General features: G+C 47.1%; 28 protein-coding genes and 1 pseudogene. All 29 read left to right on the forward strand.

The annotated features are described in order from the left end of the window. The first annotated feature begins 431 nt into the window (after positions 1-431). The 29 genes and pseudogenes from rpsL (at position 432) to rpsK (ending at position 17,789) form a co-directional block, all read left to right on the forward strand. On the forward strand, positions 432-803 hold the full coding sequence (gene rpsL / locus F551_RS0102825) for a 30S ribosomal protein S12 (protein ID WP_015827921.1): 372 nt from the start codon (positions 432-434) through the stop codon (positions 801-803). A 9-nt stretch (positions 804-812) separates the two neighbouring features. Then, positions 813-1,283, forward strand: a complete 471-nt coding sequence (gene rpsG, locus F551_RS0102830) for a 30S ribosomal protein S7 (protein WP_018995963.1) — start codon at positions 813-815, stop codon at positions 1,281-1,283. 41 nt (positions 1,284-1,324) lie between these two features. Next, positions 1,325-3,421, forward strand: a complete 2,097-nt coding sequence (fusA, locus tag F551_RS0102835; RefSeq protein WP_018995964.1) for an elongation factor G — start codon at positions 1,325-1,327, stop codon at positions 3,419-3,421. 54 nt (positions 3,422-3,475) lie between these two features. Then, positions 3,476-4,669, forward strand: coding sequence for an elongation factor Tu (tuf, locus tag F551_RS0102840; RefSeq protein ID WP_018995965.1), 1,194 nt, complete (start codon positions 3,476-3,478; stop codon positions 4,667-4,669). Between the two features lie 374 nt (positions 4,670-5,043). After that, the gene (rpsJ, locus tag F551_RS0102845; RefSeq protein ID WP_015827917.1) at positions 5,044-5,364 is read left to right on the forward strand and encodes a 30S ribosomal protein S10; all 321 of its coding nucleotides are present in this window, start codon (positions 5,044-5,046) and stop codon (positions 5,362-5,364) included. 2 nt (positions 5,365-5,366) lie between these two features. After that, positions 5,367-6,080 carry a 50S ribosomal protein L3 gene (gene rplC / locus F551_RS0102850; RefSeq protein WP_018995967.1) on the forward strand — a complete coding sequence of 238 codons (714 nt, stop codon included), beginning with the start codon at positions 5,367-5,369 and terminating at the stop codon, positions 6,078-6,080. After that, positions 6,080-6,697 (forward strand): annotated as a pseudogene (gene rplD / locus F551_RS0102855) (50S ribosomal protein L4); the annotation flags it as partial. The gene rplC and the pseudogene rplD, both read left to right, overlap by 1 nt. Before the next feature lie 315 nt (positions 6,698-7,012). Continuing rightward, the gene (locus F551_RS0102860; RefSeq protein WP_018995969.1) at positions 7,013-7,312 is read left to right on the forward strand and encodes a 50S ribosomal protein L23; all 300 of its coding nucleotides are present in this window, start codon (positions 7,013-7,015) and stop codon (positions 7,310-7,312) included. Between the two features lie 16 nt (positions 7,313-7,328). Then, on the forward strand, positions 7,329-8,156 hold the full coding sequence (gene rplB, locus F551_RS0102865; RefSeq protein WP_018995970.1) for a 50S ribosomal protein L2: 828 nt from the start codon (positions 7,329-7,331) through the stop codon (positions 8,154-8,156). Between the two features lie 15 nt (positions 8,157-8,171). Next, positions 8,172-8,450 carry a 30S ribosomal protein S19 gene (gene rpsS / locus F551_RS0102870; protein ID WP_018995971.1) on the forward strand — a complete coding sequence of 93 codons (279 nt, stop codon included), beginning with the start codon at positions 8,172-8,174 and terminating at the stop codon, positions 8,448-8,450. Between the two features lie 5 nt (positions 8,451-8,455). After that, positions 8,456-8,854 (forward strand): 50S ribosomal protein L22, encoded by a 399-nt coding sequence (gene rplV / locus F551_RS0102875; RefSeq protein ID WP_018995972.1) that lies wholly within the window; start codon positions 8,456-8,458, stop codon positions 8,852-8,854. Continuing rightward, positions 8,854-9,615 (forward strand): 30S ribosomal protein S3, encoded by a 762-nt coding sequence (rpsC, locus tag F551_RS0102880; protein WP_018995973.1) that lies wholly within the window; start codon positions 8,854-8,856, stop codon positions 9,613-9,615. The genes rplV and rpsC overlap by 1 nt, the downstream gene beginning before the upstream one ends. Before the next feature lie 11 nt (positions 9,616-9,626). Then, entirely contained in the window at positions 9,627-10,040 is a 414-nt protein-coding gene (rplP, locus tag F551_RS0102885) for a 50S ribosomal protein L16 (RefSeq protein ID WP_018995974.1), read from the forward strand. A gap of 16 nt (positions 10,041-10,056) precedes the next feature. Then, the gene (rpmC, locus tag F551_RS0102890; protein WP_018995975.1) at positions 10,057-10,263 is read left to right on the forward strand and encodes a 50S ribosomal protein L29; all 207 of its coding nucleotides are present in this window, start codon (positions 10,057-10,059) and stop codon (positions 10,261-10,263) included. 20 nt (positions 10,264-10,283) lie between these two features. Continuing rightward, positions 10,284-10,532 carry a 30S ribosomal protein S17 gene (gene rpsQ / locus F551_RS0102895; protein WP_018995976.1) on the forward strand — a complete coding sequence of 83 codons (249 nt, stop codon included), beginning with the start codon at positions 10,284-10,286 and terminating at the stop codon, positions 10,530-10,532. Next, the gene (gene rplN, locus F551_RS0102900; RefSeq protein WP_018995977.1) at positions 10,529-10,897 is read left to right on the forward strand and encodes a 50S ribosomal protein L14; all 369 of its coding nucleotides are present in this window, start codon (positions 10,529-10,531) and stop codon (positions 10,895-10,897) included. The genes rpsQ and rplN overlap by 4 nt, the downstream gene beginning before the upstream one ends. 1 nt (position 10,898) lies before the next feature. Further along, complete coding sequence (rplX, locus tag F551_RS0102905; RefSeq protein WP_018995978.1) at positions 10,899-11,237, forward strand: 50S ribosomal protein L24; 339 nt, start codon at positions 10,899-10,901, stop codon at positions 11,235-11,237. Positions 11,238-11,239: 2 nt separating this feature from the next. Further along, positions 11,240-11,800, forward strand: a complete 561-nt coding sequence (gene rplE / locus F551_RS0102910) for a 50S ribosomal protein L5 (protein WP_018995979.1) — start codon at positions 11,240-11,242, stop codon at positions 11,798-11,800. 17 nt (positions 11,801-11,817) lie between these two features. Continuing rightward, a complete protein-coding gene (gene rpsN, locus F551_RS0102915; RefSeq protein ID WP_018995980.1) occupies positions 11,818-12,123 on the forward strand; it encodes a 30S ribosomal protein S14 in 306 nt (101 codons plus the stop codon). A gap of 12 nt (positions 12,124-12,135) precedes the next feature. After that, positions 12,136-12,531, forward strand: coding sequence for a 30S ribosomal protein S8 (gene rpsH / locus F551_RS0102920; protein WP_018995981.1), 396 nt, complete (start codon positions 12,136-12,138; stop codon positions 12,529-12,531). A gap of 21 nt (positions 12,532-12,552) precedes the next feature. Continuing rightward, a complete protein-coding gene (rplF, locus tag F551_RS0102925) occupies positions 12,553-13,089 on the forward strand; it encodes a 50S ribosomal protein L6 (RefSeq protein WP_018995982.1) in 537 nt (178 codons plus the stop codon). Positions 13,090-13,092: 3 nt separating this feature from the next. Then, the gene (gene rplR, locus F551_RS0102930; RefSeq protein ID WP_018995983.1) at positions 13,093-13,455 is read left to right on the forward strand and encodes a 50S ribosomal protein L18; all 363 of its coding nucleotides are present in this window, start codon (positions 13,093-13,095) and stop codon (positions 13,453-13,455) included. Positions 13,456-13,467: 12 nt separating this feature from the next. Beyond that, positions 13,468-14,046 (forward strand): 30S ribosomal protein S5, encoded by a 579-nt coding sequence (rpsE, locus tag F551_RS0102935; protein ID WP_018995984.1) that lies wholly within the window; start codon positions 13,468-13,470, stop codon positions 14,044-14,046. Between the two features lie 25 nt (positions 14,047-14,071). Continuing rightward, a complete protein-coding gene (rpmD, locus tag F551_RS0102940) occupies positions 14,072-14,260 on the forward strand; it encodes a 50S ribosomal protein L30 (protein ID WP_018995985.1) in 189 nt (62 codons plus the stop codon). A gap of 54 nt (positions 14,261-14,314) precedes the next feature. Beyond that, positions 14,315-14,791 carry a 50S ribosomal protein L15 gene (gene rplO / locus F551_RS0102945; RefSeq protein ID WP_018995986.1) on the forward strand — a complete coding sequence of 159 codons (477 nt, stop codon included), beginning with the start codon at positions 14,315-14,317 and terminating at the stop codon, positions 14,789-14,791. A gap of 109 nt (positions 14,792-14,900) precedes the next feature. Continuing rightward, positions 14,901-16,274, forward strand: a complete 1,374-nt coding sequence (gene secY, locus F551_RS0102950; protein ID WP_018995987.1) for a preprotein translocase subunit SecY — start codon at positions 14,901-14,903, stop codon at positions 16,272-16,274. Continuing rightward, positions 16,271-16,834 carry an adenylate kinase gene (locus F551_RS0102955; RefSeq protein WP_018995988.1) on the forward strand — a complete coding sequence of 188 codons (564 nt, stop codon included), beginning with the start codon at positions 16,271-16,273 and terminating at the stop codon, positions 16,832-16,834. The genes secY and F551_RS0102955 overlap by 4 nt, the downstream gene beginning before the upstream one ends. A gap of 181 nt (positions 16,835-17,015) precedes the next feature. After that, positions 17,016-17,384 (forward strand): 30S ribosomal protein S13, encoded by a 369-nt coding sequence (rpsM, locus tag F551_RS0102960; RefSeq protein ID WP_018995989.1) that lies wholly within the window; start codon positions 17,016-17,018, stop codon positions 17,382-17,384. A gap of 15 nt (positions 17,385-17,399) precedes the next feature. Beyond that, positions 17,400-17,789, forward strand: a complete 390-nt coding sequence (rpsK, locus tag F551_RS0102965) for a 30S ribosomal protein S11 (protein ID WP_018995990.1) — start codon at positions 17,400-17,402, stop codon at positions 17,787-17,789. The last annotated feature ends 68 nt before the right edge of the window (positions 17,790-17,857 follow it).

Raw genomic sequence — 17,857 nt, forward strand, 5'->3', positions numbered from 1 at the left:
TGTAATTACACCAAATGATTCTATGTATTTCATCAGATTTCAGAGGTGATGCGGGTAGGGTGGTTTTCCCTGCACGCAGCGGTTTTCCGACTTTCAAATTGTAGTGTTTATCTACCAGAAAGATGGGATTCTCGTGCTAAAATACGATGTAATGAGTAAAAAGATAAATTTACTGGCTCAATGCTTCTTTAAACACTTGACCCATTCGCACATGATGAGTATGACCCCCGCTCACGTTGCAAACTAGCTACCTCTCTTTTTGTGAGACTCAGTTATGCACCTGATGATTTCTGAAGTGCGAGAGCCTTCATTTTTAACGTAAGTGTAGCCGGGGTGGGCAAGGGTCTGCTGCGGCTATGTGATTTGGAATTATGTATCGCGTCTTTGGCAATAGCTGCCGGCGTTATACAGAATGGAAAGAGCGAGGGCTGATGCCTACGATTCAACAGCTGATCCGCAAGCCGCGTCAAGATAAGGCTAGACGGAACAAGGTGCCGGCTCTGAAGGCCTGCCCGCAACGTCGCGGTGTTTGTACGCGCGTTTACACAACAACTCCTAAGAAGCCTAACTCAGCGCTTCGTAAAGTTGCTAAAGTGCGTTTGACTTCAGGGTATGAGTCAATTTGTTACATCCCGGGTGAGGGGCACAACCTTCAAGAGCACTCCGTTGTTCTTATCCGTGGTGGTCGTGTTCGTGACCTTCCAGGTGTGCGTTACACCATTCTTCGCGGTGTCTTGGATACGCAAGGCGTCAAAGATCGTAAGAAACGTCGTTCACACTACGGTGTGAAGCGCCCGAAATAAGAGTAAGATATGTCACGTCGCCACCGCGCAGAAAAACGTCAGATTCTACCAGATGCAAAATTTGGTGATCTTGTTCTATCAAAATTCATGAACCTCATCATGATCGACGGCAAGAAGTCCGCAGCAGAACGTATTGTATACGGTGCTTTGGATATTGTTGGTGATCGTGCCAAGCGCGATGCTGTTGAGCTGTTCCACGAGGCGCTGGACAATGTGTCCCCATCTGTGGAAGTGCGTTCCCGTCGTGTGGGTGGTGCAACTTATCAGGTGCCTGTGGAAGTTCGTCCTGACCGTCGTCAGGCGCTGGCTATCCGTTGGATGGTGGCTGCTTCTCGTTCTCGTTCAGAAAGCACAATGCGTGAGCGTTTGGCTGGGGAGCTTTTGGACGCGTCTAATGGTCGTGGTGCTGCGGTTAAAAAGCGTGAAGATACACACCGTATGGCTGAAGCCAACCGTGCGTTCTCACACTACCGTTGGTAATTTAGTTTTAGTATTTCAACACTCCAAATTCAGGGTGAAACATGCCTCGTTCGCATAAGCTCGAAGATTATCGTAACTTCGGAATCATGGCGCACATCGATGCGGGTAAAACCACAACGACTGAGCGTATCCTTTACTACACTGGTAAGTCTCACAAGATTGGTGAAGTTCACGATGGTGCAGCCACGATGGACTGGATGGACCAAGAGCAAGAGCGTGGTATTACAATCACGTCTGCTGCGACGACCTGTTTTTGGACGTCTGAGAATGATGACGTAGAGAAGCGTCTAAACATTATCGACACACCGGGACACGTTGACTTCACTATTGAGGTTGAGCGTTCTCTTCGTGTGCTTGATGGTGCTGTATGTTGTTTGGATGCTAACGCAGGTGTTGAGCCGCAAACTGAGACAGTTTGGCGTCAGGCAGACAAGTACGGCGTGCCTCGCATGATCTTTGTCAACAAAATGGATAAGTTGGGTGCCGACTTTTTCCGTTGTGTTGAAATGGTAGTTGATCGCCTTGGTGCAACACCATTGTGTTTGCAGATCCCAATTGGTTCTGAGAGCGAATACAAGGGAATGATCGACATCGTTAAGATGCGTTCAGTTGTATGGTTGGAAGAGAGCCTGGGTGCTAAGTTTGAATATGGTGAAATTCCTGAAGACTTGGTAGAAAAAGCTCAAGAATACCGCGAGAAGCTTATCGAAACTGCTGTTGAAGTAGATGAAGAAGCTATGGAAGCGTATCTGGAAGGTAATGAGCCAGATGAAGCTACTCTTATGAAGCTGATCCGTAAGGGATGTATTGGAAACGAGTTTGTTCCTATTCTTTGTGGTACTGCGTTTAAGAATAAAGGTGTTCAGCCGCTTCTAGATGCTGTTGTTGATTACCTTCCTTCTCCGTTGGATATTCCGGCGATTAAAGGTATTGACGCGAACACTGAGGAAGAAATCGAACGTAAAGCGTCTGATGACGAGCCGCTCGGTATGCTTGCCTTTAAGATCATGAACGACCCATTTGTTGGTTCTCTAACTTTCTGTCGTATTTACTCAGGTAAAGTGACAAAGGGTTCTACTCTGATCAATACTGTGAAGGGTAAGAAAGAGCGTATCGGTCGTATGTTGGAGATGCACTCTAACGATCGTAAGGATGTGGATGAAGCGTTTGCTGGTGATATCATCGCTGTTGCTGGACTTAAAGATACCACGACTGGTGATACAATTTCTGACCCAGCGAATCCTGCTATCCTAGAGCGTATGGAATTCCCTGATCCGGTTATTGAGATCGCGGTCGAGCCAAAAACGAAAGCTGACCAAGAAAAAATGGGTCTAGCTCTTCAAAAATTGGCAGCAGAAGATCCATCTTTCCGTGTATCTACTGACGAAGAATCTGGTCAAACTATCATGGCTGGTATGGGTGAGCTTCACCTAGATATTCTTGTAGACCGCATGAAGCGTGAATTTAACGTTGAGGCGAATATTGGTCAGCCTCAGGTTGCTTACCGTGAATCTCTTGGGCGTACTGCCGAAGTTGTTTACACTCACAAGAAGCAGTCTGGTGGTTCTGGTCAGTTTGCTGAAGTGAAAATGATCTTTGAACCGCTTGAGCCGGGTGAAGGATTTGTTTTCGAGAGTAAGGTTGTTGGTGGTTCTGTGCCGAAGGAATACATTCCAGGTGTAGAAAAAGGTGTGAACAGTGTTAAAGATGCTGGTCCACTCGCTGGTTTCCCTGTGATCGACTTTAAAGCAACATTGCTTGAAGGTAAGTATCACGATGTTGACTCCTCTGTGCTTGCGTTTGAAATCGCTGCGCGTGGAGCATTCCGTGATGCTGCAAGTAAAGCTCAAATTAAATTGCTTGAGCCGATTATGAAGGTAGAAGTAATTTCACCGGAAGAATATGTCGGTGGAGTGATTGGTGATCTGAACTCACGTCGTGGTCAGGTTGCCGGACAAGAGGTGCGTGGTGTGGCTGTTGTAATTTCAGCTATGGTGCCTCTATCAAGTATGTTCGGTTATGTTAACAATCTGCGTTCTATGACGCAGGGCCGAGCACAGTACAGCATGCAGTTCGACCATTATGATACAGTGCCAAACGCTGTGTCTAAAGAAGTCATTGAAAAACTGAATGGTTAATCGATAAGTGCGGTGAAAGCCGTGTTGAGTTAAGTCGTCCCAAGGAGTATTAAGATGGCTAAGGAAAAGTTTGAACGTAATAAACCGCACGTGAACATCGGTACGATTGGTCACGTTGACCACGGTAAGACTACACTTACTGCGGCGATCACTATGACGCTTGCTGAAGTGACAGGTGCTGAGAAGAAGTCTTATGAAGACATCGACAACGCCCCAGAAGAAAAAGCACGTGGTATCACCATTAACACTTCACACGTTGAGTATGAGACAGCTAACCGTCACTACGCTCACGTTGACTGTCCAGGACACGCTGACTATGTGAAAAACATGATCACTGGTGCGGCGCAGATGGATGGTGGTATCCTTGTTGTGAACGCTGCTGATGGTCCAATGCCTCAGACTCGTGAGCACATCTTGCTTGCGCGTCAGGTTGGTGTTCCTGCGCTTGTTGTTTTCTTGAATAAAGTTGACCAAGTTGACGATGAAGAGCTTCTAGAGCTTGTTGAAATGGAAATTCGTGAGCTTCTTTCAGAATACGATTTCCCAGGCGACGATATCCCAATTATCGCTGGTTCAGCTCTTGCTGCAGTAGAAGGTCGTGACGACAACATTGGTAAAGAACGTGTTCTTGAGCTTATGGCTGCTGTTGACGAATACATTCCTGAGCCAGATCGTCCAATTGACCAACCATTCCTAATGCCAATTGAGGACGTGTTCTCAATTTCAGGACGTGGTACAGTTGTTACTGGTCGTGTTGAGCGTGGTGTTATTACTGTCGGTGAAGAAATCGAAATCGTTGGTATTAAAGAAGAAGTTACGAAAACAACATGTACTGGTGTTGAAATGTTCCGTAAGCTTCTAGACCGCGGTGAAGCTGGTGATAACGTTGGTGTTCTTCTTCGTGGTGTAGACCGTGACGGCGTTGAGCGTGGTCAGGTTCTATGTCAGCCAGGTTCAATCACTCCTCACAAAAAGTTTGTTGCTGAAGCATACATTCTTACTAAAGAAGAGGGTGGACGTCACACTCCATTCTTCACAAACTACCGTCCACAGTTCTACTTCCGTACAACTGACGTGACTGGTGTTGTGACTCTTCCAGACGGTACAGAAATGGTAATGCCTGGTGACAACGTGAAAATGAACGTTGAATTGATCCAACCTGTTGCTATGGAAGAGAAGCTTCGCTTCGCTATCCGTGAAGGTGGACGTACAGTTGGTGCTGGTGTTGTTGCTTCTGTAAACGACTAAGCTTTAGCACACTGAGTGTTTGAAAAGAGGGTGTTTAATCTGCGGATTGAACGCCCTTTTTGTGTGAGGGATAGTGGTTGTGTGATGGTTTTAGGTGTCTGTCAGTGCTGATGTGTTTTGATAGGAAACCGAATTCTGAATATTTCTTTGATTCCTTTCGAACAAATGGTTGACGACTCGCGAGTCGCCGACTATGAAGACCCTTCTCTTGCTACGGTGGTCGTGCGAAGTGCTAGTTATCTAAGTGATTAATGGGCGCGGTTGTAAACACACTGGCAAGAGAAAAGACGAAACAATTTATTTTCTACGCGACGATACCCTGGGGAATGGGTTCCTTGGGCCTATGGCGCGTTTTAGTTTATCGGGCGGATCTCATGGACCGACAAAACATTCGTATTAGGCTGAAGGCCTTCGACCACCGTGCGCTGGATCAATCCGCGCGCGAGATTGTGTCGACTGCAAAGAGAACTGGCGCTGATGTGCGCGGTCCTGTGCCTCTGCCAACACGTATCGAAAAATTTACAGTAAACCGCTCACCGCACGTGAACAAGAAGTCACGTGAGCAGTTTGAAATTAGAACTCACAAGCGTGTTCTGGATATTGTGGACCCGACTCCACAAACAGTTGATGCGCTTATGAAGTTAGATCTTTCAGCTGGTGTTGCCGTTGAAATTAAACTTGAGGGAGCCCGCTAGTCATGCGTACGGGTTTGCTTGCTAAGAAATTGGGTATGACACGCGTCTTCGCTGAAGATGGTGCTCATGTTCCTGTGACTGTTCTTCAGCTTGATGGTTGTCAGGTTGTTGGTCAGCGTACAAAAGACCGTGATGGCTATGTCGCGCTTCAGCTTGGTGCTGGTTCACGTAAAGCTAAGAACGTAACGAAACCTCTTCGTGGCCAGTTTGCTGCTGCAAAGGTTGAGCCTAAAGCTGTTGTCCGCGAATTCCGCGTTGATGAAGACATGCTTGTTGAGGTTGGGTCTGAGTTGTCGGCTGAACATTTTGTTCCTGGTCAAAAAGTTGACGTTGCTGGAACTGCTAAAGGTAAAGGTTTTGCTGGTGCGATGAAGCGCTGGAACTTTGGCGGTCTTCGTGCTTCTCACGGTGTGTCTATTTCTCACCGTTCGCTCGGTTCTACAGGTCAGTGTCAAGATCCAGGTAAAGTCTTCAAAGGTAAGAAGATGGCTGGTCAATATGGTGATGTTCGTATCACTACACAAAACCTAGAAGTAGTTCGTGTGGATGCTGATCGTGGTCTTGTTCTAGTTAAGGGTTCTGTGCCTAGCGCTAAAAACGGTTGGGTTGAAGTTCGCGATGCTGTAAAAAAAGCAGCTCCTGAAGGTGTTCCAACTCCAGCTGGATTGAAAGCTGCAGCTGAAGCGGAAGTTCAAGCTGAAGGAGGCGAGGCATAATGAAGCTCGACGTTCTTAATCTTGAAGCTAAGAAGGCTGGTAGTGTAGAATTGAATGATGCCGTTTTTGGTATCGAAGAAATTCGTCCAGATATTCTTCAGCGTATGGTTCGTTACCAATTGGCGAAACGTCAGGCTGGTACGCACAAAACACAAACTCGTTCTGAAGTGAACAAAACGACTACTCGTTTTGGACGTCAGAAGGGTTCTGGTGGTGCTCGTCACGGTTCACGCAACGCTCCAATCTTTGTGGGTGGTGGTGTTGCTCACGGACCTAAGGTTCGCTCGCACGCGCACGATCTTACGAAGAAGTTCCGTGCTCTTGCTCTTAAGCATGCTCTTTCAGTCAAGGCCAAAGAATCTTCTTTGATCGTGCTTGAAGAAGCGACTGCATCAGAAGCGAAAACAAAGACTCTACGTGCTCAATTTGAAGCGCTTGGTCTTAAAAACGCTTTGGTGATTGGTGGCGAAAAGCTGGACGAGAACTTCGCAAAAGCTGCACGTAACATTCCAAATATCGATGTTCTGCCTTACGCAGGGCTTAACGTTTACGATGTGATGCGTCGTCACACTTTGGTGCTGACCAAAGAGGCTGTTGAGGCTGTTCACGCTCGTTTTGATGGATCATCAAACCTTGTAGCAGACTTTGCAGGCGACAACTTCGTCGACGACATCGTTCTTGTTGATGGTATTGGTGCTCAATCCGCTAAAGTTCTGACAAAAGCTGGTTATGCCACTTTGTCATCAATTGCTGGTTTGTCTGAAGCTGATGCTGCGAAAGTGTTTGAAGAAGCAGGCTATGGTCCACGCGCAGCGCGTGAAGACTGGTATGGTCAAGCAAAAGAGATGGTTGCTGGTAAGCCGCCTCGTGCAAAGGTTGATCAACGTTACGCCGCTCAAGTCATCGCAAAACGTGCGAAGGAGGCTTAAGACATGGCTGACGTAAAGACTATTCATTACGATAAGGTTGTTTCTCCGATTATTACTGAGAAATCTACAATTTTATCTGAGCAAAACAAAGTTGTCTTCCGCGTACCACTTGAGGCTTCTAAGCCAGAGATCAAGGACGCAATTGAAGCATTGTTCAAAGTAAACGTGGTTTCTGTGAATACTGTAGTTCAAAAAGGTAAGACAAAACGTTTTAAAGGTGTTCTCGGACGCCGCAACGACATTAAAAAAGCTGTTGTTACATTGAAGGACGGTCAGTCCATTGATGTTGCGACTGGCTTGTAAGGCGAGGGTGTAGAGAATGGCTCTAAAGACATATAACCCTAGATCGCCTGGTTTGCGTCAGCTTGTATTAGTTGACCGTTCCGGTCTTCACAAAGGTCGCCCTGTCAAGAAATTGACTCAGGGTTTGACTGGAAGTGGTGGTCGTAACAACCTCGGTCGTATTACTGCTCGCCGTATTGGTGGTGGTGCTAAGAAGCTTTACCGCATTATCGACTTTAAGCGTCGTAAGTGGGATATGCCAGCGACTGTTGAACGCCTTGAGTATGACCCGAACCGTTCAGCTTTTATCGCTCTTCTAAACTACGAAGATGGCGAGCAAGCATATATCGTTGCTCCTCAGCGTTTGGCTCCAGGTGACACGGTTGTTGCTGGTGAAAACGTTGATATCAAACCTGGTAACGCGCTTCCGCTAAAGAATATCCCCGTTGGTACAATCATTCACAATGTTGAAATGAAGCCAATGAAGGGTGCTCAGATTGCTCGTGCAGCTGGTACTTATGTTCAGTTGGTTGGTCGTCAAGATGGTTACGCTCAGGTGAAGCTGTCTTCTGGTGAGCTTCGTTTGATCCCAGAGCTTTGTATCGCAACAATCGGTGCGGTATCTAACCCGGACAACATGAACCAAAACTTAGGTAAAGCTGGTCGTAAGCGTCACCTTGGTAAGCGTCCATCTGTTCGTGGGGTAGTGATGAACCCATTCGACCACCCGCACGGTGGTGGTGAGGGTAAATCTTCCGGTGGTCGTCACCCAGTGACGCCATGGGGTAAGAAAACTCGCGGTCCTAAGACTCGTAAAAATAAAACGACTGATCGCTTGATCATTCGTCGTCGTAACAAGAAATAGCGGAGGAATACTGATATGCCACGCTCCGTTTGGAAAGGTCCTTTTGTAGATGGTTATCTGCTGAAAAAAGCAGAAGTCGCTGCAGAGGCTACACGTCCGACGCCGATCAAGACTTGGTCTCGTCGTTCGACAATTTTGCCAAACTTTGTGGGTCTGACTTTTCAGGTTCACAACGGAAACAAGTTTATACCGGTAAATGTGTCCGAAGATATGGTCGGTCACAAATTCGGTGAGTTCGCACCTACACGTACTTATTACGGACACGGTGCTGATAAAAAAGCGAAGCGGAAGTAGGGACGATGGGTAAGGCCAAAAATCCTCCAAGGCAGGCGTCTAACGAGAGTCGCGCAGTATTGCGTATGCTTCGCGTGAGCCCGCAAAAGCTGAATTTGATCGCTCAATCCATTCGTGGATTGTCAGTTGAGAAAGCTCAAGCTGAACTAACATTTTCACGCAAGCGTCACTCTAATGAAGTGTTGAAGCTGCTGAACTCTGCAATTGCAAACGCAGAAAACAATCATGGTTTGGACATCGACAGTCTTGTGGTGACACAGGCTTATGTTGGTAAAAACCTCGTTATGAAGCGTATCCGAGCTCGCGCTCGTGGTCGCGCAGCACGCATCCTTAAGCCGTTCGCACAGATGACTATTGTTCTGCGTGACACGTCTATGGACGCTGAAAGCCAGGAGGCCGCATAATGGGTCAGAAGGTTAATCCAGTTGGGTTGCGTCTTGGCGTAAACCGTACATCTGACAGCCGTTGGTATGCGGACAGTGCCGACTTTGGTCGTTTGCTGCACGAAGACCTTCGTTTGCGTAAATACATCCAGGAATGGCGTCCAAAGGACGAGAATTCTGGAAAGCGTCAGGGTGAAGTTCTTGCTCGTCGCGCAGGTATTTCGAAAATTATTATTGAGCGTCCTCACAAGAAGTGCCGCATTACCATTCACACATCCCGTCCAGGTATGATTATTGGTAAAAAGGGTGCAGACATTGAGAAGCTTCGTAAAGATCTTTCAAAGTTTGTGACTGATGAGGTTTTTGTAAACCTTGTAGAAGTTCGTAAGCCAGAGATTGATGCAAAGCTTGTTGCTGAAGACGTTGCTCGTCAGCTAGAACGCCGTGTTTCTTTCCGTCGTGCCATGAAGCGTACAATCCAGTCAGCTATGCGTCTGGGTGCGGAAGGTATACGTCTTAATGTAGCTGGTCGTCTTGGTGGTGCTGAGATCGCGCGTACTGAATGGTACCGCGAAGGACGTGTTCCACTTCACACGCTACGTGCTGACATCGATTATGGTGTCGCAGAAGCATACACAACATACGGTATCATTGGTATCAAGGTCTGGATCTTCAAAGGTGAGATCATGGAGCATGACCCAATGGCTCGTGACCGTAAAGCTGAAGCTTCTGGTGATGCGCGTGCACGTCAATCTCGTCCTGACAATAATAGTCGGGGTTAAGGAGATAGGTCATGTTGCAACCAAAACGGACTAAGTTCCGCAAACAGTTTAAGGGCCGCATTAAAGGAAACGCCAAAGGTGGCGCGACTTTGACATTCGGTTCATATGGTCTTAAAGCGCTCGAACCAGAGCGTGTGACTTCTCGTCAAATTGAGGCCACTCGTCGTGCTATTACTCGCCACATGAAACGTGTCGGTAAAGTATGGATCAGAATCTTCCCAGATGTACCTGTGTCTGCAAAGCCAACAGAAGTGCGTATGGGTAAAGGTAAGGGGTCGCCAGAATTTTGGGCGGCCAAAGTAAAGCCGGGTCGTATCATGTTTGAGATCGATGGTGTATCAGAAGAGATTGCGCGTGAAGCTCTATCTCTAGGTGCAGCAAAATTGCCGATCAAAACCAAGATCGTTAAACGGTTGGGCGAATAGGGAGCGTTGTAAGATTATGAAAATTGAAGACGTTCGCGCAAAAACGCCTGATGAACTTGTTTCTGAATTGACTAAACTCAAGAAAGAGCAGTTCAATCTTCGCTTCCAACAGGCCACTGGTCAGTTGGAGAACACCGCCCGCGTGCGGCAGGTGCGTAAGGACATCGCACGGATCAAGACGATCTTAGCGGAAAAATCCAAAGCGCAAACCGGCGCTGCGTGAGATTGAGGGAATAGGAAAAGATGCCTAGGCGGATTATGGAAGGCGTGGTAGTGTCCACAGCAACGGACAAAACTGCAGTTGTACGCGTTGATCGTACATACCTTCACCCCCTTTTGAAAAAGACCGTTCGTCGGTCGAAAAAGTACCACGCTCATGATGAGAGCAATGTGGCAGCTGTTGGACAGAAAGTTTCTATCCAAGAGTGTCCACCACGTTCTAAGTTGAAGCGTTGGGAACTCGTTAATGCTGCAGAAGGATCTAAATCATGATCCAGATGCAATCTAATTTGGATGTAGCGGACAACTCCGGTGCAAAGCGCGTTCAGTGTATCAAGGTTCTTGGTGGTGCTAAACGTCGCTACGCTTCTGTCGGCGACCAAATTGTTGTTTCAATTAAAGAAGCGACACCTAAAGGTCGTGTGAAGAAGGGTGATGTACGCCGTGCGATCGTTGTTCGCGTGAAAAAAGACATCCAACGTCGTGATGGTTCAGTCATTCGCTTCGATTCAAATGCTGCTGTTATTATCAATAATAATGGTGAGCCTCTTGGAACACGTATTTTTGGACCTGTTCCTCGTGAACTACGTGCGAAGAACCACATGAAAATAATCTCTCTTGCTCCGGAGGTGCTATAAGATGGCGGCCAAGATCAAGAAAGGTGACAAGGTAGTTGTACTATCTGGTAAAGACAAAGGTAAGCAGGGCGTCGTGTCTAGCGTGCTAGTTGAAGACCAGAAAGTGCTTGTATCGGGTGTGAATGTTGTTTCACGCCACACAAAACCTTCACAAGCGGATCAGGGTGGCATCAAGAACTTTGAAGCCCCAATCGATTCTTCTAATGTTGCGCATATCGATCCAGAAGATGGTAAGCCAACACGCATCGGTTTCAAAACAGACGACAATGGTCGTAAAATACGCTTCTCAAAGCGTTCTGGTGTTGAAATTGACGAGCCAGTGTGGAGTAAGAAGAAATAATTATGTCTGATGTCGCCACATATGAGCCGCGGTTGCAGGCCCTTTACCGGGATGAAATCCGCGCAAAAATGAAATCTGAGTTTAAGTACAGTAATGAAATGCAGGTACCTAAGCTAGATAAAGTTGTTATCAACATGGGGCTAGGTGCTGCTGTATCTGACTCAAAAAAGGTTAAATCAGCCGTAGCCGCTCTCGCTGCTATCTCTGGTCAAAAGCCTGTTGAGACAAAAGCCCGTAAATCAATTGCTGGTTTCAAGCTTCGTGAAGACATGACAATCGGTGCGAAGGTTACTTTGCGTCGTGCGCACATGTTCGAATTTCTCGACCGCTTGACTACAATTGCACTACCTCGCGTAAAAGACTTCCGTGGTTTGAACGGTAAATCTTTTGATGGTCGCGGTAACTACGCAATGGGCTTGAAAGAGCATCTCGTTTTCCCTGAGATCAACTATGATGAAGTTGATCAACCTTGGGGTATGGATATCATCGTGTGCACAACGGCGCCCACGAACGAAGAGGCGAAGGCACTCCTTAAGGAGTTCGGCTTCCCTTTCCGAAACTAGGCGCTGGAGAAAGTTAAATGGCTAAGAAAAGTGCAGTCCAGAAAAATTTGAAGCGCATGCGCATGGTGGAAAAATATGCCGCTAAGCGTGCAGCTTTAAAAGCGCAAGCTTTGGACGATAATGCGCCTTTGGAAGAGCGTTTTGATGCGCGTCTGAAATTGGCAAAATTGCCTCGCAACTCCGCACCAAGTCGTGTGCGTAACCGTTGTGAAGTAACAGGTCGCCCACGTGGTTTCTACCGCAAGCTTAAGATGTCTCGTATCGCTTTGCGCGAACTAGGTAGCGCAGGGATGATCCCTGGGCTTGTGAAATCAAGCTGGTAGGAGGGAAAAGTTATGAACTTGAATGATCCTCTAGGTGATATGCTTACACGTATACGTAACGCGCAAATGCGTGGACGTTCATCCGTTGTAACACCTGCTTCCAAACTTCGCGTCCGTGTATTGGATGTTCTTCAATCTGAAGGTTACATCCGTGGATACACTGAAGTAGAAAAAGATGGAAAAGCAGAGATTGAAATTGAGCTGAAATACTTCGACGGTTCACCAGTGATTCAACAAATCGCTCGTGTTTCAAAACCAGGTCGTCGTGTCTATTCTGGATCAAAGGATATTCCTTTGGAACGTAACGGACTAGGTATTTCTATTTTATCAACGCCTAAGGGCGTGATGTCTGACAATGTTGCTCGCACCGAGAATGTCGGTGGTGAGATTCTTTGTCGGGTATCCTAGGGCGTAAAGGAATTATTTGTTATGTCCAGGATTGGTAAAAAACCTGTAGCGGCACCAAGTGGTGTGACAGTGAATATCACTGACACAGACATTTCGGTAAAAGGCCCTAAAGGTGAACTAGCGCTCGCTTTGGTAGACGACGTTTCAGTTGCTATGGAAGGCACTGATATCGTTGTGACACCAAGAGATGAAAATGATAACGCTAGTCGCGCTTTATGGGGTACTTTCCGCGCTCGTATCTTCAACATGGTTGAAGGTGTAACGAAAGGTTATGAGAAAAACCTTGAGTTAGTGGGTGTTGGTTACCGTGCAGCAGTCAAAGGCAAAGATCTTGAGTTGAACCTTGGGTTTTCGCACCCAGTGCTTCACAAAGCTCCTGAAGGTATCACATTTAAATGTGCTAAGCCGACGGAAGTAAAAATTGAAGGTGTTGACAAACAAGTTGTTGGTCAAGTGGCTTCAGAGATCCGTGCTTATCGTCCGCCTGAACCTTATAAAGGTAAGGGTATCCGTTATGAAGGCGAATACATTCGCCGTAAAGAAGGTAAGAAGAAGTAAGCCATGTTGTCATCGCGCGAAAAGCAAATACGCCGCGCCCAACGGGTGCGCACTCGCCTTCGGAAGATTGCGAATGGAAAGCCTCGTTTGTCGGTTAGCCGTTCGTCAAAGAACATTTCCGTTCAGCTTATTGATGATCTGCAGGGCAAGACAATTGTTTCTGCATCAACTCTAGAAGCTGATTTCAAAAAAGCTGGTAACACTGGTGCATCTAAGGATGCAGCTGCTGTGATCGGTAAACTCGTTGCTGAACGTGCGGTTAAAGCCGGCGTGACAGAATGTGTTTTCGACCGTGGTGGATTTATCTTCCACGGCCGCGTAAAGGCCCTAGCTGATGCTGCCCGTGAGGGCGGCTTGAAATTCTAGAAGGAGACCGTCATGGCACGTGATAATCGTGAAAGAGGCGGTCGCAAAGGCCGCGACCGTGAGGAAGAGCAGTCCGAAATCGTCGACAAGTTAGTCGCGATTAACCGTGTTGCTAAAGTTGTTAAAGGTGGTAAAAACTTCGGTTTTGCTGCGCTAGTTGTTGTTGGTGATCAAAAAGGTCGCGTTGGTTTCGGTCACGGTAAAGCCCGTGAGGTTCCTGAAGCTATTCGCAAAGCGACTGAAGAAGCCAAGAAAACAATGGTTCGCGTACCACTTCGTGAGGGTCGTACTCTTCACCATGACGGTTCAGGCCGTTGGGGTGCTGGTAAAGTTCACCTTCGTGCAGCTCCAGCGGGTACTGGTGTTATTGCCGGTGGTCCAATGCGTGCTGTTCTTGAGGTTCTTGGTGTTCAGGACGTTGTTGCAAAATCCATTGGGTCTTCAAACCCTTACAACATGGTTCGTGCAACAGTTCAGGCGCTTAAAGGTCAATCAAGCCCGCGTCAGGTTGCTTCCAAGCGTGGTCTTAAAGTTCAAGACATCGTAGGCCGTCGTACTGATGGTGCTGGTGTGACTGAAGTAGCCCAATAGGGCGGGATAGGTTGGAGTAACCACAATGGCAGAGAAAAAGACACTGCGTGTGCGTCAGACCGGCAGCCCGATCCGTCGCAACGAAACCCAACGCAAAACACTTGTTGGCTTGGGGTTGAACAAAGTAGGTCGCGAACGTGAGTTGGAAGACACTCCATCTGTCCGCGGCATGATTTCCAAAGTCGGCCACTTGGTCGAAGTGATTGAAGGTTAGGACTGAGCGCTATTCGTGGAGAACGCGTGTAGCGATTAGTTCGAGGATAAGATTATGAAACTTAACGAACTTTCAGACAATGCAGGCGCAACAAAAGAGCGTATGCGTGTTGGCCGTGGTGTCGGGTCCGGTAAAGGTAAAACTGCTGGACGTGGTGTAAAAGGTCAAAAGTCACGTTCAGGTGTGGCGATTAAAGGTTTTGAAGGTGGGCAAATGCCTATCCACATGCGTATGCCTAAGCGTGGTTTCAACAGACCAAACGCTAAAACATTCGCTTGGGTAAACATTGGTCGTATCGAAAAAGCGATTTCCGAAGGTAAGCTAGATGCTAAAAAACCTGTGGATGAAGCTGCTTTGATCGCCTCAGGCATAGTTCGTCGTGCAAAAGATGGTATCCGTCTCCTTGCAAAAGGCGAGATTAGCTCCAAAATAGAGATTACTGTTGCTGGTGCATCAAAAGCGGCTATTGCTGCTGTTGAAAAAGCTGGCGGCTCAGTCACTCTTACAGCACCTGTAAAGACTGCTGAATAAGACTGTCTCATATTCTACGACTCGCGTAGGGTATTGAATAGTATAATTGCAAGTGTCAGCTTCGATTTCCGTAGCTGGCATTTTGCTGCTTAAAGGGGAGCGAGCATTTATGGCTTCAGCCGCAGAGCAACTCGCAAAGAATATTAATTTCTCGACTTTTGGTAAGGCGAAGGAATTACAACAGCGAATCCTTTTCACACTTGGTGCGTTGATCGTTTACCGTTTGGGTACACAAATTCCAATTCCTGGAATTGACCCCGGGCAACTCGAAATCGCCTTTGGTAGTCAATCTGGCGGAATTCTGGGAATGATGAATGTCTTCTCAGGTGGTGCTATTGAGAGAATGGCTATTTTTGCGCTGAATGTGATGCCGTACATTTCAGCTTCCATTATTATGCAGCTTGCGACATCCGCAGTGCCTTCTCTTGAGCGTCTCAAGAAGGAAGGTGAGGCTGGTAGAAAACAAATTAACCAGTATACACGTTACGGAACTGTTTTGCTCGCAATAGCACAGGCCTACGGTATTGCTGCTTCCTTGAGTTCCATTGATCCTAATAGTGGTGCATCGGTTGCCATTAATCCAGGATGGTATTTCATGACATCTACAGTGGTAACGCTCGTAGGTGGTACAGTTTTCCTCATGTGGTTAGGTGAACAAGTAACAGCACGCGGTGTTGGTAATGGTATCTCACTAATCATTTTTGCGGGTATCGTAGCGATTATGCCGAAAACAATCTGGAACGCGCTTGTATCGACGCGTGAAGGAACAATGAATGTAACAGTACTGGCTGCGGTCGCAGTTATCAGTGTTGCGATGATTGTGTTTATCGTTTTCGTTGAACGGTCACAGCGGCGCTTGTTGATCCAGTACCCGAAACGTCAGCAGGGTAACCGCATGATGGGAGGAGAGAGTTCCTTCCTACCATTGAAATTGAATACTTCTGGTGTGATCCCGCCAATCTTTGCGACATCACTTTTGATTCTTCCAACGACTGCAGCTGGTATGATGGCATCGGGACAAGGTGCCGCTGGCGGTGGTCCGGTGTCTGAAGCGCTGCGTTCTGTTGTCGCACTTATTGGTCCTGGTCAGCCTCTGTTTGTGGTACTGTACGGACTATTGGTTATCTTCTTTTGTTTCTTCTACACATCAATCGTGTTTAACCCTGAGGAAACCGCTGATAACCTACGGAAACATGGCGGTTTTATACCAGGATACCGTCCAGGTAAAAGAACTGCTGAGTATTTAGACTATGTGCTAAGTCGCCTAACAGTGATCGGTGCATTATATCTGACAATCGTATGTTTGTTGCCAGAGATCTTGAAGATGAACTTCACTTCCATTCCTTTCTATATTGGTGGAACGTCGATTCTGATTGTGGTTTCTGTGACAATGGATACAGTCGCTCAGATACAATCGCATCTAATTGCCCACCAATATGAGGGCATGATTAAAAGATCACGGCTCGGGGGCCGCAAAAAATGAATTTGATACTTTTCGGGCCGCCAGCGGCTGGTAAAGGCACGCAAGCCAAAAAACTCGTTGCAGAACGAGGCTACATCCAACTCTCGACAGGAGACATGCTACGCGCAGCTCGTTCTTCTGGATCTGAGCTTGGGGTGAAAGTTGCTGGCATCATGGATTCAGGTGGTTTGGTTTCGGATGAAATCGTGATCGCTTTGATTGATGAACAACTCGAATCAAATCCTGAAGCAGCCGGTTTCATTTTTGATGGGTTCCCAAGAACTATTCCTCAAGCTGAAGCATTAGATAAGCTTTTGGAATCACGTGGGACGAAAGTTGATAATGTGATTCGATTGAAGGTGGATGATGAGGCTCTTATGCAGAGAATCATTAAACGTTTTGAAGAGGAAGGGCGTTCAGACGACAACCCGGAAAGCTTCCGTAAGCGTTTAGACGCCTATAATGCGCAAACTGCACCATTGCTGCCTATATATGCGGAGCAAGGTAAGTTAACTGAAGTCGATGGAATGCAGTCAATTGAGGTTGTATCTAGCGAAATTAGCCAAGTTTTGGGTGCATAAGCCCGAAAGTGTAAAAGAACCGACATTTTGGCTCAATATTTAGTTGACGTCAGAATATCACAGCATATAAGTGTCGGCTTCCGCGACGATGAGACGTTCCGAATGCAGTGTTTTTGTTTCACTGGGTTTTGTTGAGTTGTCGGATTTGTTGTGAAACAGTTTTAATGAATGGAGGGGCAGTGTGGCCCGTATTGCAGGTGTCAACATTCCCACTAATAAGCGCGTTACAATAGCGCTGCGCTATATTCACGGTATTGGACCGGTGAAGGCGCAGGAGATTTGTGACAAAGTGGGTATCTCGGCTGAGCGCCGTGTGCAGGATTTGTCTGACGCCGAAGTCATTCAGGTTCGTGAAGCTATCGATGCAGACTATCTGGTTGAAGGTGATCTTCGCCGTGAAGTCTCAATGAACATTAAGCGTTTGATGGACTTGGGTTGCTACCGTGGTTTGCGCCACCGTCGCGGTCTTCCAGTTCGTGGCCAACGCACTCACACCAATGCGCGTACGCGCAAAGGTCCAGCGAAGCCAATCGCTGGTAAGAAGAAATAGACCGGATAGATAAGTATGGCTCGCGAAACAACACGCGTTAAACGTAGTGCTCGTAAGAACATCTCTTCAGGTGTTGCTCACGTAAACTCAAGCTTTAACAACACAATGATCACAATTACAGACGCTCAAGGGAATGCAATCTCTTGGTCATCTGCTGGTCACATGGGTTTTAAAGGTTCTCGTAAATCTACTCCTTATGCTGCACAGGTTGCTGCAGAGGATGCAGGTCGTAAAGCTCAAGAGCACGGCTTGAAGTCATTGGAAGTACAAGTTCGTGGTCCAGGTTCTGGCCGTGAATCAGCTCTTCGTGCGCTTCAATCTCTAGGTTTGACGATCACAACGATTCACGACATCACAGCTATTCCTCACAATGGCTGTCGTCCTCCAAAACGTCGCCGCGTATAATTTATAACGAGTTATTCGCTTCGTATATGTTCGTATGAACAACACTTAAACGCAATTTCTAAGGTGAT

This window comes from Hirschia maritima DSM 19733, from assembly GCF_000378345.1.
In the GTDB taxonomy this organism is placed as follows: Bacteria; Pseudomonadota; Alphaproteobacteria; order Caulobacterales; family Hyphomonadaceae; genus Hirschia; species Hirschia maritima.

Excerpts from the sequence above, each read along its gene's own strand:
- rpsC (WP_018995973.1), top strand. The coding sequence starts at position 8,854 with ATGGGTCAGAAGGTTAATCCAGTTGGGTTGCGTCTTGGCGTAAACCGT.
- rplE (WP_018995979.1), top strand. The coding sequence starts at position 11,240 with ATGTCTGATGTCGCCACATATGAGCCGCGGTTGCAGGCCCTTTACCGG.
- F551_RS0102955 (WP_018995988.1), top strand. The coding sequence starts at position 16,271 with ATGAATTTGATACTTTTCGGGCCGCCAGCGGCTGGTAAAGGCACGCAA.
- rplV (WP_018995972.1), top strand. The coding sequence starts at position 8,456 with ATGGGTAAGGCCAAAAATCCTCCAAGGCAGGCGTCTAACGAGAGTCGC.
- rpsJ (WP_015827917.1), top strand. The coding sequence starts at position 5,044 with ATGGACCGACAAAACATTCGTATTAGGCTGAAGGCCTTCGACCACCGT.
- rpsK (WP_018995990.1), top strand. The coding sequence starts at position 17,400 with ATGGCTCGCGAAACAACACGCGTTAAACGTAGTGCTCGTAAGAACATC.
- rpsH (WP_018995981.1), top strand. The coding sequence starts at position 12,136 with ATGAACTTGAATGATCCTCTAGGTGATATGCTTACACGTATACGTAAC.
- fusA (WP_018995964.1), top strand. The coding sequence starts at position 1,325 with ATGCCTCGTTCGCATAAGCTCGAAGATTATCGTAACTTCGGAATCATG.
- rpsL (WP_015827921.1), top strand. The coding sequence starts at position 432 with ATGCCTACGATTCAACAGCTGATCCGCAAGCCGCGTCAAGATAAGGCT.
- rplN (WP_018995977.1), top strand. The coding sequence starts at position 10,529 with ATGATCCAGATGCAATCTAATTTGGATGTAGCGGACAACTCCGGTGCA.
- rplP (WP_018995974.1), top strand. The coding sequence starts at position 9,627 with ATGTTGCAACCAAAACGGACTAAGTTCCGCAAACAGTTTAAGGGCCGC.
- rpmC (WP_018995975.1), top strand. The coding sequence starts at position 10,057 with ATGAAAATTGAAGACGTTCGCGCAAAAACGCCTGATGAACTTGTTTCT.
- rplB (WP_018995970.1), top strand. The coding sequence starts at position 7,329 with ATGGCTCTAAAGACATATAACCCTAGATCGCCTGGTTTGCGTCAGCTT.
- rpsG (WP_018995963.1), top strand. The coding sequence starts at position 813 with ATGTCACGTCGCCACCGCGCAGAAAAACGTCAGATTCTACCAGATGCA.
- rpsE (WP_018995984.1), top strand. The coding sequence starts at position 13,468 with ATGGCACGTGATAATCGTGAAAGAGGCGGTCGCAAAGGCCGCGACCGT.
- rplF (WP_018995982.1), top strand. The coding sequence starts at position 12,553 with ATGTCCAGGATTGGTAAAAAACCTGTAGCGGCACCAAGTGGTGTGACA.
- rplC (WP_018995967.1), top strand. The coding sequence starts at position 5,367 with ATGCGTACGGGTTTGCTTGCTAAGAAATTGGGTATGACACGCGTCTTC.
- tuf (WP_018995965.1), top strand. The coding sequence starts at position 3,476 with ATGGCTAAGGAAAAGTTTGAACGTAATAAACCGCACGTGAACATCGGT.
- F551_RS0102860 (WP_018995969.1), top strand. The coding sequence starts at position 7,013 with ATGGCTGACGTAAAGACTATTCATTACGATAAGGTTGTTTCTCCGATT.
- rplX (WP_018995978.1), top strand. The coding sequence starts at position 10,899 with ATGGCGGCCAAGATCAAGAAAGGTGACAAGGTAGTTGTACTATCTGGT.
- rpmD (WP_018995985.1), top strand. The coding sequence starts at position 14,072 with ATGGCAGAGAAAAAGACACTGCGTGTGCGTCAGACCGGCAGCCCGATC.
- secY (WP_018995987.1), top strand. The coding sequence starts at position 14,901 with ATGGCTTCAGCCGCAGAGCAACTCGCAAAGAATATTAATTTCTCGACT.
- rpsS (WP_018995971.1), top strand. The coding sequence starts at position 8,172 with ATGCCACGCTCCGTTTGGAAAGGTCCTTTTGTAGATGGTTATCTGCTG.
- rpsN (WP_018995980.1), top strand. The coding sequence starts at position 11,818 with ATGGCTAAGAAAAGTGCAGTCCAGAAAAATTTGAAGCGCATGCGCATG.
- rpsQ (WP_018995976.1), top strand. The coding sequence starts at position 10,284 with ATGCCTAGGCGGATTATGGAAGGCGTGGTAGTGTCCACAGCAACGGAC.
- rplR (WP_018995983.1), top strand. The coding sequence starts at position 13,093 with ATGTTGTCATCGCGCGAAAAGCAAATACGCCGCGCCCAACGGGTGCGC.
- rplO (WP_018995986.1), top strand. The coding sequence starts at position 14,315 with ATGAAACTTAACGAACTTTCAGACAATGCAGGCGCAACAAAAGAGCGT.